This is a genomic window from Marinibactrum halimedae (genome assembly GCF_021234875.1).
Lineage (GTDB): Bacteria > Pseudomonadota > Gammaproteobacteria > Pseudomonadales > Cellvibrionaceae > Marinibactrum > Marinibactrum halimedae.
Genome location: NZ_JAJQVM010000005.1, coordinates 84,348 through 101,283, shown reverse-complemented (window position 1 = coordinate 101,283; position 16,936 = coordinate 84,348). Strand labels below are relative to the sequence as shown.

Here is a 16,936-nt window from a genome sequence, read left to right as displayed (position 1 = left end):
TTTATCTACCGTCACAAAACAGCAGAGCCTATCAATGTTCAATCATGCACCACAGAGGTTTCGTCTGGACAAGCCCGAAAGAAACCTCATTGATACAAATGACCTATTTTATTGGATCGTCATACCCCAGCTAACGACAAATTTCATTTCATCGTTATCTAAATAATCAACAACACCAAGATCAGAAAGAATTGGGTCAATCTCTACATCATCTAAATCGGTATCAGTAATCATGAAACTGAAATCACCTTTAGAAATACTAAAGTTGTAATCCACATAGCTGTCAGGTACTCCATTAAACGCCTCATTGAAATCACCATCGTGGTATCCAGCATGCAATCCAATTTCAAAGCCATTCCCTACCTCAAAGCCATAATCTAAAGAGGCGTAAAAAGCTTCACCAGCACCAAAGTCTTGATCATCTCCTTCTTCAGCCTCTGTATTCGCAAGCACATATAGTGTCGCACTGAAACCACCAACGCCCAACGAACCATAAACTTCTCCGAAGTCAAACTCGGCTGCATCGTCGTAGTTGTAGTAGAGATAACCAACGTCATAACTAACACTTCCAGCTTCACCGCTAAAGCCGAAATAAATATCATGCTCATAAGAAAAGTTATCTTCAGAGGCATAACTTACGTTAGATGCCCATGTGCCAACGTAAAAGCCACTATCTGATGCGAAATCAATACCACCTTGAACAGCGGCTTCATTTCTGGTCTGAGTTAACCCTCGCCAAATGTAATTGTTGGTTACACTAACGTTTGCAGAAACTTCCGCGAAGGAAGCGTTTACACCTAAAGACGTTGCAGCTAACACTAAGGCAGCCGCTTTTTTTTTGTAGTTCATGTGTTTCTCCAAGAGGGTGCTTTCGATTATTTAATTTTTAAAAAAAGCAAAGTCATGGATGAGCACAGGTTTGCGCTCACCCATCACTCGGAGGACAAAGTGCAGAACACATGCCAGCTTAGGGAAAATAACTAATAAACAAGCACTTAACGCCATTGAAAAGAAAAAGATAGAAGGCAAGCAGAGATACGCGCACCATTAAATTGCATTTAATCACCAGTGGGGGCAGGAATAAACACCAAAGAAGTGCACAAAAAATAGGCGTTAACAAAATTGGCGCGAAAAGTGATCTAAAAAACTAATAAGATAAATTCAATAGTGCGATAGTACGCATTGAAACCAAATAAAGGTCGAATTTTGTTAAACTTAAAAGAACACGAACCTCCTTTCCGTGCTCAATTTTCACTTTTCTGGAGCACAAAGGTTTTTTTTCGCACCATAAATAGGCTTGACGACAGTAAAACTCCGTATTCGTGACAAATCAGTCTCCATAATTGAGACTATGACTCTGCCCTTATCTTTGGAGATCAACGTGTTAAAAAACTTAGCCAAACAATTGGCCGACGAATTAGCCTCCGTTAAAGCACCGACAGATAACACCGCTTTACAACGCTTAGTGGAAGGTATTTTGAAAAAGCACAACGTAGTCACTCGCAGCGAATTCGATGCACAAACCGCTGTATTACAACATACTCGACAGAGGCTAGAAGCGGCTCAGCAACAATTAGACACCTTATCGAAAACAAACAGTGACCCTACACCATAGTATTAGCCAAGCATATTCACATCCACACTCCAGAATCAATTGAAGGTTTCCTGAGCGCCAGGCCTTTAAAGCATGGGTTATGTCACATTGAAAATGGATAATTTAATATAGAGTGCCATTAGGATCATTTAAGAAGAAAGGGATTTACTGTGACACTCGCCATTACCCATACTCGTGCCCAAATTGGGGTTAACGCACCACTTGTTCGCGTTGAAGTTCATCTCTCATCAGGCCTTCCCAGCCTTAACATTGTTGGGTTACCTGAAACCGCCGTTCGTGAATCAAAAGACCGCGTACGCAGTGCGCTCTTGAATAGCCACTTTGAATTTCCCACCCGACGTATCACCATTAACCTCTCACCCGCCGACCTCCCCAAAGAAGGTGGTCGCTACGACTTACCCATTGCACTTGGAATTTTAGCGGCCTCCGGTCAATTGCCTGTTGAGTCTCTGGCGAATCGTGAATTTATAGGGGAGCTAGCGCTGGATGGCGAGTTACGTTCTGTTAAAGGGGTGCTGCCGGCTGCAAAGGTGGCAGCAGATAAGCAGACCGAGCTGTATCTCCCCCTGCAAAATGCCCAAGAAGCCAGCCGTATCCCCTCATTAACCTGCTTTGGCGCGGCCAACCTTCTGCAACTGTGCGCGCATTTACGTAATGCAAAACCCCTTGCACCGATGACTTCCGAAGGCCTTTCCGAACCCGATACCAGCGCCTATTTAGACCTTGCGGATGTGAAAGGCCAACATCAAGCAAAACGGGGGTTGGAAATCGCCGCCGCTGGCGGGCACAACTTATTATTTTTTGGGCCTCCCGGCACCGGCAAGACCCTTCTTGCCAGCCGACTGCCCGGTATTCTACCGCCCCTAAATGAAACCACCGCACTCGAAGTGGCGACCATTCATTCTGTTGCAGGAAGTGCTCGTAGCAGCTGGCAATTGCCACCCTTTCGCAACCCACACCACACGGCCTCAAGTGTCGCGTTAGTGGGAGGGGGTTCTCACCCAAAACCAGGCGAAATTTCGTTGGCCCATGGCGGCGTTTTATTTTTGGACGAACTGCCGGAATTTCAACGACAAGTACTTGAAGTACTCAGAGAGCCACTCGAATCTGGGGAAATTCACATCTCACGGGCACAAGCCCAAGTGTGCTATCCCGCCCGTTTCCAAATGGTGGCGGCTATGAACCCTTGCCCTTGTGGTTACTTAGGTAGCGACCGCTGTCAGTGCAGCCTAGACCGAGTAAAGCGCTACCGCCAAAAAATTTCTGGCCCGCTGCTCGATCGCATTGACTTACAAATTGCAGTCCCTCCCATTAAGCCGACACAGTTGTCTCACCTAGAGGCCGGAGAACCCAGCCAAGCCGTAAGAGAACGAGTTCAGCAAGCCCATGACATCCAAAAACAAAGGCAACAGAAAACCAATGCGGAGCTGTCAGGTAGAGAAATTGACGAAATCTGTCGCCTTGATCATGCCCAAATGCAATTACTCGAAAAAGCAACGACCACCCTCGGCCTTTCTGCCCGTGCATACCACCGAACCTTGCGAGTTGCTCGCACCATTGCCGATATTTCAGGTGAGGAAAACATTCAAACAACACATTTAGTGGAAGCACTCAACTACCGTCAACTTGAGCGTAATATGAAATAAAAAGAGAAAATGAGATCAGTTAAAGCCCTTTAATTAAAACAAAGGGCGATCACATCGCGTAATGGAGAATACAAGGCGTGTTTCAATTAATGAAACAAAGAAGATTCTGATTCTCTTGATGGACGCTCCATCAACAATGCACATAAATGATGAAGATCTAATGGCTCACTCAAGAAAAACCCTTGGGCTTGATCGCAGCCAGATAACAATAACAATTGCTGCTGCTTCGACGTTTCTACACCTTCTGCAATCACCGACTTCCCTAGGCTTTTCGCCATTTTTACAATCGCATCCACCAATACAGCATCGTCTTTATTAATATCACAACGATTAATAAAGGTACGATCAATTTTCAGAGCCTGAATAGGCAGTTGTTGTAAATGAACAAAGGAAGAATAACCCGTACCAAAATCATCCAACGAAAAGTACACCCCCATCTCCGCCAGTTGTTCCATACGAGTGGCCACAAACTCTAAATTATCCAACACTTGTGTTTCAGTAATTTCGAGCTCTAACCCATGAAACGAGTCAAGATCAGCCTCAAGGCGAAGTCCTTCCAGCACATCAACCAATGAATGATCAGCAAACTGCTTGGGGGAAAGGTTAATTGCCATCGTGATCATTTGGCCACAAGACCGCTGTATGACTTGCCAATCTCGGCAAGCTTGCACCATAACCCAACGACCAATATCACAAATTAAACCACTGGACTCAGCAACTTCCATAAACTCTTGTGGCTGCAATAAACCCCTTTCTGGGTGCTGCCACCGTAATAGAGCCTCTACCCCAACGATGTTGCCGCTGTCTAATTCAAACCTTGGTTGATACTGAAGAATAAATTCTTTTTTTGCGATGGCCTCATTGAGTTGAGACTCAATATTCAGTCGTTCGCTTTCTTTCGAGAAATCGCCCTTGTTATGTCGGTATAAACGAAATTCGCCATAATCACTTTCATTCAACACCGACAACGCATGGCCAAAAACGGCTTCCGATGATTGATCGGTGGGTGGGTGCACGACGGCCCCAATTCGACACGCTAATGAATAACGTACATCTGCCAAGCTCTCAGGGGTGGCAAATCGCTCAATAACCTTGGTGGCAAAGTTCGAAACCCCCGATACAGCCTCAATTCCCTCCAACAGAATGGCAAACTGTTGTCCAGAAACTCTCGCTACAAAATCACTGCGCCGCATGATGCCTCGCAAACGCTTTGCGGCATGGCTAATTAACTGATCGACGCTCACCTGTTGTGGCTCTGACTCACATACCACGTCAAATTCCACCAGTAATAACGCAAACTTGTCACCATTACGTTGGCTCAACGGAATAACATGATTGAGTCGATGCATCAGTAAGCGATGGCTCGGCAACTGCGTCGAAGAGTCAAAGTGTTCCGATAACGGCAACTTGTGTTCAATGGCAAAGCGAATAGTTCGATCCAACTGGTGCAACCGATCTAGAGAAATCGTTAGACAATCATAACCACAGCGCAAAAGGCTATCGGCACTGCTTTGAGAAAACCGGTTTGAAGAAGGGCCGTTGTGACCATCAAGCACCACCAGTGCCGAAGCCAATGACAAGCGGTTCAAACTGGAAATTAATGGCTTACAGTTAACCTCTCCCCAATGGTATTCAATCAATACGGCATCATATTCACCTTCTTCCAGCACTGACTCCACCCCATCCAGCGAATCTTGCCAACGAAGACGATACGCTTGGCTAGATTGCTCTAAGTGTTGTTCCAGCATTTGAAAAGTGTCGGCTCGTTCAACCACAACAAGCACATTAATACAGGGTTCCATGATTAAACCTTGGGGGCGTTAAGCCATATCTCATGAGTCAGTTAGCCAACACAACATCACGCTTTCAGCCTGACTCAGTGACGGGATTAGGGGTTAGTTTACCGTGACAGCACCAACGAGACGATTAAGGGGCTCTCATTTATGTAGAGTCATTATTAACCCCTGCACAATGAATCTTAATTTTTCTTAAACACGCTATTTTTAACAAATTTAAATCAACATAGCGCACACAAATAAGAAAATAGCGTCACATTTTACAAAATTTTCTATGATTTATGATTTCTATCAACTCATTTTGGCGCATAAAAACCCCTCTAAATATAAGACATCCGTCTATTGCGCAAAGGGATTCACATTCATTTATCCTCCTCAAGCCCTTATCAGAAAACAGATGACGCCGTCATTACACGAATAGTCCTTTTATCCCTCAAGTAAACACGGATACTATTAAGTTAACCCTTATCGTATTCAGTCTCACTAACCCGTTTACTTTGCACTCGTCGGAAGTCCTTCATTGAACAATCTCAATTCTCGTCAAAAGCAGGCCGTTTCATACATTGATGGCCCCTGCCTTGTACTCGCAGGAGCTGGCAGTGGCAAGACCAGCGTGATCACCAGAAAAATTGCCTACCTTGTGGATGAGTGTGGTTACACAGCTCACCATATTGCCGCCTTAACCTTCACCAATAAGGCAGCTAGGGAGATGAAAGAACGTGTAAGTGCATTACTCAAAGGTGGTAGAGCTAAAGGGCTTACGGTGTCTACCTTTCACAACCTCGGGTTAAACATCATTCGTAAAGAACATAAAGCACTTGGGTTTAAACCCGGGTTTTCCATTTTTGATGCGGAAGATGCCAAGTCGCTACTGCGCGAATTGATGCTTAAAGACGGTGATTTAGATTCAGACCAACTGGATCTTACACAACATCACATCTCGAACTGGAAAAATGACCTCGTCACCCCAGAACATGCCATGAGCCGTGCCTCTAGTGATGGGGAGTATCTGATGGCATTGGTGTATCAACGCTACAACCAAGCCTTACGCGCCTATAACGCCGTCGATTTTGACGACCTCATTTTACTTCCAGTTCAATTATTCTCAGAGCAACCCAACATTCTTGATTCTTGGAAGCGTCGAATTCGCTACTTGCTGGTCGACGAATACCAAGACACCAATAACAGCCAATACCGTCTGGTGAAACAATTAGTGGGTGATCGGGCTGCGCTCACGGTGGTGGGCGATGATGATCAATCTATTTATGCCTGGCGAGGTGCCCGCCCTGAAAACATGACTCAACTTAAAGTGGACTTTCCTCAATTAGAAGTCATCAAACTGGAACAAAACTACCGTTCTACTCAACGCATACTGAAAGTAGCCAACCATCTTATCGCCCACAACCCCCATGAATTCGAAAAAACACTATGGAGTGAAAAAGCCATTGGGGAGCCCATTCGTATTATTAAATGCACCAACGAAGACAGCGAAGCTGAACGAGTCGCCACCGAAATACTGAATCAAAAAATGCAGCGCCAAGTCAGCTACAAAGACTTTGCCATTCTTTATCGCGGCAATCACCAAGCGCGTCTTATGGAGCTAAAACTGCAACAACATCAAATTCCCTACAGCATGAGTGGAGGCACGTCGTTTTTCGCACGCACCGAAATTAAAGACATCATGGCGTATTTTCGTCTCATCATTAATCCTGATGACGACAACGCTTTCCTCCGTATTATTAATACACCACGCCGACAAATTGGTACATCCACACTCGAAACCTTAGGTAATTACGCCACCACGCGAGAAATCAGTATGTTTCAAGCCTGTCAGGAGATCGGTTTGCAACAGCAATTGGCGGCCAATACCTCCGAGCGTATTCAACGATTTTGCCATTGGATGGAAAAGCTCACGATTGAAACCGAATCGGAAAAAGCAACGGCTGCGTTACGACAATTAATTAACGACATCGATTATGAAGGGTGGTTACACCAAAATGCCAGCAGCGCCAAGGTAGCCGAAAGGCGCCTAGAAAATGTGCACTATTTAATTGAGTCTATTGCGAAAATGCTAGAGCCCACCGACCCTGCACGAGAACCATTAAACCTGAAAGACGCCATCGCCAAGCTGGTTCTGATGGATCTCTTGGATCGACAAGAAGAAGCCGAGGTACAAGACCAAGTACAAATGATGACCCTTCACGCCTCCAAAGGTTTGGAATTTCCACACGTTTTTATTCTGGGAATGGAAGAGGACATCCTGCCCCACCGAACCAGTATTGAAGAAGACAACATAGAAGAAGAGCGCCGACTCGCTTATGTGGGAATCACACGGGCAGAAAAAACATTAACGCTGACGCTGGCCGGAAAACGTAAACAATACGGCGAAGTACTCGAAACCAGTATGAGCCGATTTATTGATGAGCTGCCAGAAAATGATTTAGAACAAGAAGGTTTTGGACAATACAATCCAGAGAAAAATCAGGCCCGTGGACGAGCCACACTGGATAATTTAAAAAACTTGTTTGACGATCTTTAATGTGCGTTTTTAATCAAGTAATAAGCAAGGCATAAAAAAACCCGGCAATGCCGGGTTTTTAAACTGACCCATTAGTGGCAATGGATGCACCCCACTTAATCTGTCAGTCAGGATGTTGCGAGCACCCGAGTAGAAAGAAGGCCGACTAAAATTAGCCTTCTTTTGATTCTTTTTTCTCTTCGCCTTCTTTGTCTTGAGAGGCTTTTAGCAACTCAACTTCAAAGATCAGCGTAGCGTTTGGACCAATTAAGCCACCGGTTCCACCTGGGCCATAGGCCAACTCTGCCGGGATATACAGTTCCCACTTAGAGCCTTCTGGCATCAACTGAAGTGCTTCAGTCCAACCGGCAATCACGGCATTTACTGGGAAAGACGTGGGCTCACCACGACCATAAGAGCTATCGAACTCAGTGCCATCAATTAACGTACCACGATAGTGAACGGTAACGGTATCGGTTGGGGTTGGCTTAGGCCCACTACCTTCAGTAATTACCTTGTATTGCAAACCACTCTCTGTGGTCACAACCCCTTCTTTGCCGGCATTAGCCGTCAAGTAATCCTGCCCTTCTTTTGAATTTGCATCCGCAATGGCTTTTGCAGCCTCTGCTTTTGCGGCACGCTGCTTCTCTTGGAATTGCGTCATGGCCTGTTGCATTTCTTCTTCCGTCAAGCGAGGGTCTTTACCTTCTCTTGCATCACGCAATGCCATCGCCATGATGTCGATATCCAACTCAATATCATCGCGCTTAAATTGATTGCCAAGATTCATGCCGAAAATGTAGCTAACTTTTTGCTCAAGCGTTTCTAACGTTGGTTCAACTGGAGCAGCCGCCTCTTCTTTTTTTTCACCACAACCCGCAAGGATGAGAGAGCCCAGGGCGATACCGGCGATTAGTTTTAATTTCATTCCAAATACCCAATAATTTTAGTGTTCTGTTAAGTGCCACGCGGGCGCTCGCCCCCCTATGACGTGTTCATGGTAACCTATAACGGTTAGGTCGCACACCCACTGCAAGCCTTTCACTGAACATTTTGGGGACAATAAGTTGCACAAATGCACAGTTTTATCGGTAAAAAATCCGTCAGTAGAGAATGCCGGTGCTAAGATTATTAAATCCGATGAAAATTACAGCAGCAAACGTACATTTTTAAAAAAAACAACGTTATCATCCCATCTTTAATAAAAATATCTAACCAACCCAAATTTCATCATAAGGATTCGACACATGGCTGCCCGAAGAAAATCCGTCGATACCGTAGCGGACCTTGAAGCTCAAATAGAAAATGTTTCACAAAAATTAGAAGCGGCGCGTCTTAAAAAAGTTGCGTCAGCGGTTAAGCGCGTTGAAAAAGCCCAAAAAGCGGCAAGCTCGGCATTAGCCCGTTCTGAAAAAGCACGCGTTGCTGCTGAAAAAGCCGAATCCATCGCTGAGCTTGCTGAACTCGAGCTGGAAATTGCCACCTCAGAACTAGAAAGTACACAAGAAGACATTAAGGTTGCCGAAACCATTGCCCAAATGACTTCAACAACAAGCCGCACACAGAAAAAATCAACTCCAAAAGCAGCACCGAAAAAGCGCGGCCGTAAACCGGGAAGCAAAAACCGCACGACTGGAGTCGCTGCAAAAACAGCAGTCACCACCGACGACGATCAACCTGTTGTCAAAAAACGTCGTGGACGCCCACCAAAAGCCAAGCCCGCTGCTGCTGCAACACCGGCCGTCACTGAAGATGGTCAACCAGTGAAAAAACGTCGTGGACGTCCGCCAAAAATAAAAGTTGCGGAAGATACCACTGCAACCGAAAAGCCGGCACCAAAGAAAAGAGGCCGCAAGCCTAAAAAAGTGGAAGAGCCCAAAGTAGAGACTCCGGCGACTCCAGTAGAAGAGTTAGCGGTAGCGCAGGAAACACCCGCTACAGACGTAGCCCCAGAGACACCCATCGTAGAAAACACGCCAGAGTCTCCGGAAACAGAAGTAGAAACAGTAGAAGCAGAAGCGACTGAAACAGAGGTAACGCCAGAAAACACTGCTGAAGAAACGCCAGCACCTGCCGAAGACAGTGCAAATGAAAGTGATGCATCCGAAGACGATAAGCCCCAAACACCCAGCTTATTCGATGCGCCTCTACTTTAATCTTTAATAACGGAAAGGCTGAAGGAGAGAAAATACGCACAAAAGGACGTTTTTATAAAAAGGCCATTCCAGTTAAGACCGGCAGGTGTGCTTCCTGCCCTTAAAAACATCATTACTGCCCGTTAATATCGGACTCAGTAATGATGTTTTTTATTCCCAACAATCGTCGTTTATTTTTCTCATTTAAATCATAAAAATACGCTAGAGCGATGGGCGGCCTTTTCCAAATTATGGACTTTTCAGCATCAACTTGATCAAACTTGTCTTTGGACAGGTCATGAAAGCCTTCATCATGTGAGTTTTTATAGAGTGACATTTCGGATTTTACGTAGGCCTGCCAGCTTGAAATGACTGAGGCAGAGTAACGCCACAAAATAAACTGCTGATATTGTTCACTAAGCAGCTCCAGCCTTTTAACTTGCTCCCTCAATTGCAGGTAATGAAAACAATCCTCAACCAGAAGCTTCAAGGCCCTGCGATCTTCGCGAAGCGGCACAGTAATCCTTTCTTGCCACAGTGCAACCGCCAAATTAGCCTGATGAATATCCTCGCTTGAAATAGCAATAGAACGACTCTCTAGCCATAAGCACCAGAGAATAAGGTTCACATTCACTCCAAATTCATCCTGAAGCTGCAAGCAATACTCTGCAACCTGTGCATGAGCATAGGTTTTAAGAGAAAATTTCCAGAGATCATTCTCCAGTACCATTACGGTTTACACCTCTGCCATGTAGAATGCCGCCATGATTACATTGAACGAACTCAGCTTACAACGCGGCACTAAGCCTTTGCTTGAAGAAACCAGCCTGCGTATCTATCCGGGCCACAAAATTGGCGTTATCGGTGCCAATGGCTGTGGCAAATCCAGCCTATTTAAGCTCTTGCTTGGACAATTACAGCCCGATGGAGGCCATTGTGATATCCCGAACGACTGGCGAATTGCCCATATGGCCCAGGAAGTGGACGGCAGTGAACGCTCTGCACTGGACTATGTGATTGACGGCGATACCGAGCTACGAAATATCGAAAACGCGATTGCCGAAGATGACGGCAGTAACGGAGAGCGACTCGGGCAACTGTACGCGCAACTCGAAACCATTGATGGCTATAACGCCAGTGTACGTGCCGAACAACTGCTACAAGGGTTAGGGTTTACCAACCAGGACTATCAAAAGCCCGTAAACAGCTTTTCGGGTGGATGGCGTATCCGATTAAATCTTGCTCAAGCACTCATGCGTCCATCGGAATTACTCCTGCTAGACGAGCCCACTAACCACCTGGATTTAGACACCACCGTCTGGCTTGAACAATGGCTGCAACGCTACCAAGGCACATTACTGCTGATCTCCCATGACCGAGATTTTCTCGATCAAGTCATTAGTGAAGTGGTGAATATTGAGCAACGAGAGTTAGTTCTTTACGCAGGGAATTATTCCAGCTACGAAAGACAAAAAGCCGAACGGCTGTCTCAGCAACAGCAAGCCTTTGAAAAACAGCAACGTCGTATTAACGAAATTGAAAATTTTGTTCGTCGTTTTCGGGCCAAAGCGACCAAAGCCAAACAGGCTCAGAGTCGATTAAAAGAATTACAACGCATGGAAGCCATTGCTCCAGCTCATATAGATTCGCCTTTTCAATTTTCTATTCCCTGCACAGAAAAAATGTCAACGCCGCTGGTACGCTTGGATAACGGGGTATTGGGGTACGATCAAACACCGCTGTTAAGCACTGTGAACATCAGCATTACCCCGGAAACACGTTTGGGTTTACTCGGCGCTAACGGCGCAGGGAAATCCACACTAATTAAATGCATTGCAGAATCAACTGGATTGCTGTCAGGTGAACGGGTGTGCGGTGAACACCTTCATATTGGCTATTTTAACCAGCATCAACTGGAAGCGTTGGATATGGACGCCTCCTGCGCTCTGCATCTACAACGCTTATCTCCAAATGCCACAGAACAAAGCATCCGTAATTTTTTAGGCGGCTTTGACTTCCATGGTGATCGCGCTCTCGAACCCATTCGTCCCTTTTCTGGAGGTGAAAAAGCCCGTTTAGCTCTGGCCATCATTGCTTGGCAACAGCCCAATTTATTGCTGCTGGACGAGCCCACCAACCATTTGGACTTGGAAATGCGTCACGCATTGACAGTCGCGCTACAAGCTTATGCCGGAGCGGTGGTGATTATCTCCCATGATCGTCACCTACTTCGCAACACGGTTACTGATTTCGTCTTGGTTGACGCCGGAAAAGTTGAAGTATTTGACGGCACATTGGAAGACTACCAACGCTGGTTGAGCCAAAGAAACGCCGATGCGAAAAACGTCTTAAATACGCACTCAGAAACCCCCAGCACAGCAGAAGAAACGCCCCCCAAAGCCGTTGAAAAGATAGACCGGAAAAGCCAGCGACAAGCGGCGGCGGCCTTAAGAGAGAAACTCAAACCACTCACTAACCGAGTTAAAAAGCTCGAAACTGCAATGGGGCAACTGGCGTCACGAAAGAATGAGCTGGAAACGGCACTGGCCGATGAAACTTTATACGCCAACCCCGAGCAAAAAGCCCAATTACAAGCCTTATTGAAAGAACAAGCCGATGTGGTTCAACAATTGGAAGAAGCCGAAGAAGAATGGCTAGAGGTGACCGATACCTTGGAAGCTCTGCACGCCGAGAATGCGGAGTAAGAGCAAGTGCTTGATAAATACTCCCCGATTGATTTACCTACAGGCACAAAAAACCGGCCATTTCGGCCGGTTCATTGGTAAAGGGAACTAACAGCGGATCTTATTACTGACTGTTATCCAGCATGTGCTGAATGGCACCTCGGATTTCATCTTCGCTGCAATCCATACACAAGCCTTTTGCTGGCATGCCATTAAAGCCATTCCAAGCATGATCAAATAAGGTGTCCATGCCCTGTGCAGCTCTTGGGCCCCATTGACTGGCTTCACCCATTTTCGGTGCGCCGGCAACACCTAAACCATGACAGGTCGTGCATTTAGTGTCATACACTTCTGCGCCAGTTCGAGGCTCCGCAGGTGCCGCCGCAACAGGCGCCGCCGCACACTCATCTCCAGACATACACACACTGTCTACTGATTTAATACGGCTTTCGATTCCCTCTTCGACGTCTGCCGCTACCGCAGTTAAGGCTAACGCTGCTAATGTTGCAGCAGTGGCAATCAGGCTAAATATAGATGTTGAAGTCACGGCTTCTCCTCGCGGTTTTTCTACGTCATCAGTTCGCGGTTGAATGCGATTGCCCAGTGCATTATGAATTATCGTCTCAGCTAGGCAACCTAATGATAAAAGCAGTTCTAATTGAGCGCGGATTATAGCTACAAATGCGTTTAGGGGGAAATGCTCCAATTTCAACCAAGTGGAATACAGGTTGCTAGACGCGATGGACCTAACTCGGTATCATTCGCGGCGCATTGCCACACAACGGTCATGCACCTTCTTATTACCCGCCCTTAGCTCAGCTGGATAGAGCGTTGCCCTCCGGAGGCAAAGGTCAGAGGTTCGAATCCTCTAGGGCGGGCCATTCAGTACCTAACCCCCACAGACCATGCGACAGCAATACCATCGATAACTAAATAATGGATGGCTAAACAATTAATAACTCAACAATAAGATAGTTAACTAACCGACAGTACGTCACGATCACAAATCACAATCCCGTTATCATCAGCATACACAAAATTACCTGGGATAATCGTTGTCCCCGCAAAAGTCACAGGGACATTCACATCTCCCAATCCTCGTTTATCCGTCTTAATGGGAAAACTGCCCAAGGCTTGGATGCCTATTTGCGTTTCCGCTAATTCATCCACATCACGAACAAACCCATAGATAACCGCCCCAGCCCAACCATTATCCGCTGCATTAGCCGCAATCATGTCCCCCATCAATGCACGACGTGGAGAACCACCGCCATCGACTACCAAGACTTTTCCTCGTCCATCCGTGGCGGCTAACTCTTTTACCTTTGAGTTATCCTCGAAGCACTTCACCGTCACCGCTTCACCACTGAATCGAGCAATACCACCAAAATTGGCAAACATGGGTTCTAATACTCGCACCTCTTCCGGGAATTGATCGCATATGTCTGGGGTCGAAATATCCATTACACCTCCGCTATATCAATGATGTTTATGTTTCGTGTATTGACACATAAAAATGTATATAAACTAAACGTCTGTGTGAATTTATTGTAGTTAACAGAGCAACGTCATTCAGATAACTTCTCTCGTTTAATCAAAACCATTGACTCAAACACTGAGATTGTTTTCTTATAAAACCACCTATTGCATTGGCTATAATTTGTATTGGCAAAATCCACTCATTTATGAGTTGTCGAAAAAAATAGCCTGTGTTGGTTTACCCTTCTGTTCCAACCAGAAAAATACAGAAAAAGAATTCACTTGCGATAAAAGAGGAACTATTTTATAAAAAACAGATACCAGCCGTTTTTTGCTAATGGCGCATAACTCATCTACCATAGGTAACACAACGTAACGAGACACCGCTTTACCTAATCACCAAAAATACAGGGAAGCCTTTATGAATAGTGTCAAGGAAGCTATCGATTCGTCGCCTGTTTCTGTATCTCGCCCACAACACAATCACGCTACATACAAACGCCTGCTTCAACGGCACGACTCATTAATTATCTGGTTTGAGTACGCATTTTATTTACTCACCGTTGCCTTCTCTCTTTCACTCTGCCTGACATTATTTGGTACTGAATTTACCAGAATTCACTCTCAGTTAATTGTCACAACAGGGCTGTTAATGCTGATCATCTACCCAAGTATTGGTGTAGGACGACGTAGAATGAGTGGCTTTCAAGGCGTGTTACGAACAGGAAGGGCTTGGGGCTTGGTTGTGCTTTCATTGACTGCTGTCGGCTTTTTTACCGAAAGCACCCAAGTCTATGATCGAAATTTACTAGGTTATTGGGTCTGCATCAGCTTAATTATGCAGTCATTAATTCATTATGTTCTATTACAACTCCAACTATTCGCCCGTAGTGTTCGTCGCAACCGCTCACGTACTGTTATTGTCGGTTCGGGGGATATCGTCTATCGGTTAGCGGAACGCATTTCTGATAATGTTTGGCTGGATGAAAATCTGATCGCTGTATGCGACTATTCCAATAGTGAATTAAGTTATTCTCTCCCCTCAAAAATCAAATCTGTCTTTAACTTTGATGATTTAAAACAATTGATTCGAAATGAAAACATTCAACGGGTTTATGTCGCTCTCTCTTTACAAGAAACACCCCAGTTGATGGAACATTACAATGCTCTAAAGAACCAGCACGTGGATGTTATTTGGGTACCGGATATTTATGAGTTTGACTTGTTAAATCACTGCATTCGCGAAATCTCTGGGCTTCCATTGATTACCCTAAACGAAACACCCCTATTTGGTGGCAGCAGAGCACTGATTAAAAATGTCATGGATAAATGCATTTCCGGTGCAGTCATTTTATTGATTGCGCCATTGCTCATTTCCATTGCTATTGCCGTTAAACGCTCTTCTCCTGGCCCAGTTATTTTTCGACAAGAACGGGATGGCTGGAATGGTAAACGATTTTTTGTCTATAAATTTCGCAGTATGTATGTCCACGAGGCAGATCACTATGTTAAACAGGCGGAAAAAAACGACGATCGCATTACCTCTGTTGGCCGTTTTATAAGGCGTACCAGTTTGGACGAATTGCCCCAGCTGTTTAATGTCTTGTTTGGTAGTATGTCTTTAGTCGGGCCAAGACCTCATGCGGTGAGCCACAACAATTTTTACAGTGAAAAAATCTCATCGTATCTTGCCCGCAGCCGTATTAAACCAGGCATGACAGGTCTCGCTCAAATTCGAGGCTTCAGAGGGGAAACACGAGAAATCAGCGACATGGAGTCTCGTGTAAAAAGTGACTTGGAATACATCAATCGTTGGAGTCCTATTTTGGACATTAAGATCCTATTACTCACTCCTTTTCGCATCTTTAATAAAAATGCTTATTAAAAAACACATGTTTGAGACCACCAGATAAATTTAATGCAATCCAATAAAAAAGGCAGAGTATAATTACTCTGCCTTTTTTATCATTAACACCACCTTACCTTGCCGCGCCGATATCTTTAAAGCACTCCCTCACTTAAACAACCCTTCACTCAAAGTAACGTATTAAGACTGTGTTTATTAATAACGTTTGATCTAAGCGAAATGTAAATCATTAAGCGGGAAAGAAGCTCAATGTGTAATTGACAGTGGTTTGATTGACATCACGAGAACCAAAATTAATCAATCGAATACGCGCTAGGAGCTTTTTCTCTAGTGCCGGGTTATTCAATTCACTGGATACAATTTGGATATCAGAAATAGACCCATTAGGCTCAATCACCATTTTCACGACTACTTTACCTTCTAAGCTTGGGTCTTTTCTAAGCTCACGGTTGTAAATGGCGAAAATTGCTCCTTTATTGCGGTCCATCACCGCACGAATATCCTGATCACCACGGCCAGAACGTGCCTTGCCTTTGCCCGCTGAAACCGGGTTCTTGCCTTGGGCATCGGCCAATTCACTACTGACGGTTGTATTTTCTTTACCAGAGAGGCGAACACCACCGGTATCACGACTGAGCGCTGCGGTGTTAATGCCACCGCTGGACTGTTTTGCTTTATTGGTAATCACCGAGCGATCCAACTGTTTCGCCTGAGATTCTCCACGACTTAAGCTACTGCTACTTAACTTGCTGGAATCCATTGCCTCACGCATATCGGCAAGATCATCCTGAAATTGCAACAAGCCGCTAGTTGCCGCTTTTTCACGAGCTTTCTCTACCGTCGGCGCAGGCTCCGGCTTTTTATCAACAATTTTTTCCGGTTCTTTCTTAGGCTCTTCTTTTTTAGGCTCAGGCTTCTTTTCTTCCTTTTTCGGCTCTGGCTTTTTCTCTTCTTTCTTAGGTTCAGGCTTAGGAATTTCTTTCTTTTCTAACACCACGCGTGCTAATTCAGGCGGAAGCGTTTCTTTCTCTTCGCGTGTTTTCTCTGGTATGGGAATCATCGGAATAACGACACCCACGACGAACAACACCGCCAGCATAATGGTCGCGATTTTTTTGAAGCGGCTATTTTCTTTATGGCCAGACTGCCATGGCAGCTCAAGATTGAGCATCGCCGTATTAAACGCTACGCTCATT

At 45.3% G+C, this 16,936-nt stretch carries 13 protein-coding genes and 1 tRNA gene; 7 read left to right on the top strand and 7 right to left on the bottom strand.

Annotated features, from left to right (window positions below; translation table 11 throughout):
* Positions 1-108 precede the first annotated feature (108 nt).
* Entirely contained in the window at positions 109-849 is a 741-nt protein-coding gene (locus LU351_RS04610; protein WP_232592878.1) for a TorF family putative porin, read from the bottom strand.
* Between the two features lie 532 nt (positions 850-1,381).
* Between LU351_RS04610 and LU351_RS04605 the strand changes: the two genes are divergently transcribed.
* The gene (locus tag LU351_RS04605) at positions 1,382-1,615 is read left to right on the top strand and encodes an accessory factor UbiK family protein (RefSeq protein ID WP_232592877.1); all 234 of its coding nucleotides are present in this window, start codon (positions 1,382-1,384) and stop codon (positions 1,613-1,615) included.
* 149 nt (positions 1,616-1,764) lie between these two features.
* Positions 1,765-3,261 carry a YifB family Mg chelatase-like AAA ATPase gene (locus LU351_RS04600; protein WP_232592876.1) on the top strand — a complete coding sequence of 499 codons (1,497 nt, stop codon included), beginning with the start codon at positions 1,765-1,767 and terminating at the stop codon, positions 3,259-3,261.
* A gap of 86 nt (positions 3,262-3,347) precedes the next feature.
* Here LU351_RS04600 and LU351_RS04595 read toward each other — a convergent pair whose 3' ends face one another.
* Positions 3,348-5,063, bottom strand: coding sequence for a putative bifunctional diguanylate cyclase/phosphodiesterase (locus LU351_RS04595; protein WP_232592875.1), 1,716 nt, complete (start codon positions 5,061-5,063; stop codon positions 3,348-3,350).
* A 514-nt stretch (positions 5,064-5,577) separates the two neighbouring features.
* Between LU351_RS04595 and rep the strand changes: the two genes are divergently transcribed.
* Positions 5,578-7,596 carry a DNA helicase Rep gene (rep, locus tag LU351_RS04590; protein ID WP_232592874.1) on the top strand — a complete coding sequence of 673 codons (2,019 nt, stop codon included), beginning with the start codon at positions 5,578-5,580 and terminating at the stop codon, positions 7,594-7,596.
* Between the two features lie 151 nt (positions 7,597-7,747).
* Here the strand turns inward: rep and LU351_RS04585 are convergent, their stop codons facing one another.
* Positions 7,748-8,503: an FKBP-type peptidyl-prolyl cis-trans isomerase gene (locus LU351_RS04585; protein WP_269783276.1), complete on the bottom strand. Its 756-nt coding sequence runs from the start codon at positions 8,501-8,503 to the stop codon at positions 7,748-7,750.
* Positions 8,504-8,822: 319 nt separating this feature from the next.
* Between LU351_RS04585 and LU351_RS04580 the strand changes: the two genes are divergently transcribed.
* Positions 8,823-9,731: a hypothetical protein gene (locus tag LU351_RS04580; protein ID WP_232592873.1), complete on the top strand. Its 909-nt coding sequence runs from the start codon at positions 8,823-8,825 to the stop codon at positions 9,729-9,731.
* A 112-nt stretch (positions 9,732-9,843) separates the two neighbouring features.
* Here LU351_RS04580 and LU351_RS04575 read toward each other — a convergent pair whose 3' ends face one another.
* Positions 9,844-10,440, bottom strand: a complete 597-nt coding sequence (locus tag LU351_RS04575) for a TIGR02444 family protein (protein ID WP_232592872.1) — start codon at positions 10,438-10,440, stop codon at positions 9,844-9,846.
* Between the two features lie 34 nt (positions 10,441-10,474).
* Here LU351_RS04575 and LU351_RS04570 point away from each other — a divergent pair, with 34 nt between their 5' ends.
* Complete coding sequence (locus LU351_RS04570) at positions 10,475-12,415, top strand: ABC-F family ATP-binding cassette domain-containing protein (RefSeq protein ID WP_232592871.1); 1,941 nt, start codon at positions 10,475-10,477, stop codon at positions 12,413-12,415.
* Positions 12,416-12,518: 103 nt separating this feature from the next.
* Here LU351_RS04570 and LU351_RS04565 read toward each other — a convergent pair whose 3' ends face one another.
* On the bottom strand, positions 12,519-12,941 hold the full coding sequence (locus tag LU351_RS04565) for a c-type cytochrome (protein ID WP_232592870.1): 423 nt from the start codon (positions 12,939-12,941) through the stop codon (positions 12,519-12,521).
* Between the two features lie 257 nt (positions 12,942-13,198).
* Between LU351_RS04565 and LU351_RS04560 the strand changes: the two genes are divergently transcribed.
* Positions 13,199-13,275: transfer RNA gene (locus LU351_RS04560), tRNA-Arg, on the top strand.
* Positions 13,276-13,369: 94 nt separating this feature from the next.
* Here the strand turns inward: LU351_RS04560 and rraA are convergent.
* On the bottom strand, positions 13,370-13,858 hold the full coding sequence (gene rraA, locus LU351_RS04555) for a ribonuclease E activity regulator RraA (RefSeq protein WP_232592869.1): 489 nt from the start codon (positions 13,856-13,858) through the stop codon (positions 13,370-13,372).
* Between the two features lie 436 nt (positions 13,859-14,294).
* Here rraA and LU351_RS04550 point away from each other — a divergent pair, with 436 nt between their 5' ends.
* A complete protein-coding gene (locus LU351_RS04550) occupies positions 14,295-15,758 on the top strand; it encodes an undecaprenyl-phosphate glucose phosphotransferase (RefSeq protein ID WP_232592868.1) in 1,464 nt (487 codons plus the stop codon).
* 211 nt (positions 15,759-15,969) lie between these two features.
* Here LU351_RS04550 and LU351_RS04545 read toward each other — a convergent pair whose 3' ends face one another.
* A complete protein-coding gene (locus LU351_RS04545) occupies positions 15,970-16,935 on the bottom strand; it encodes an AgmX/PglI C-terminal domain-containing protein (RefSeq protein WP_232592867.1) in 966 nt (321 codons plus the stop codon).
* Between the last annotated feature and the right edge of the window lies 1 nt (position 16,936).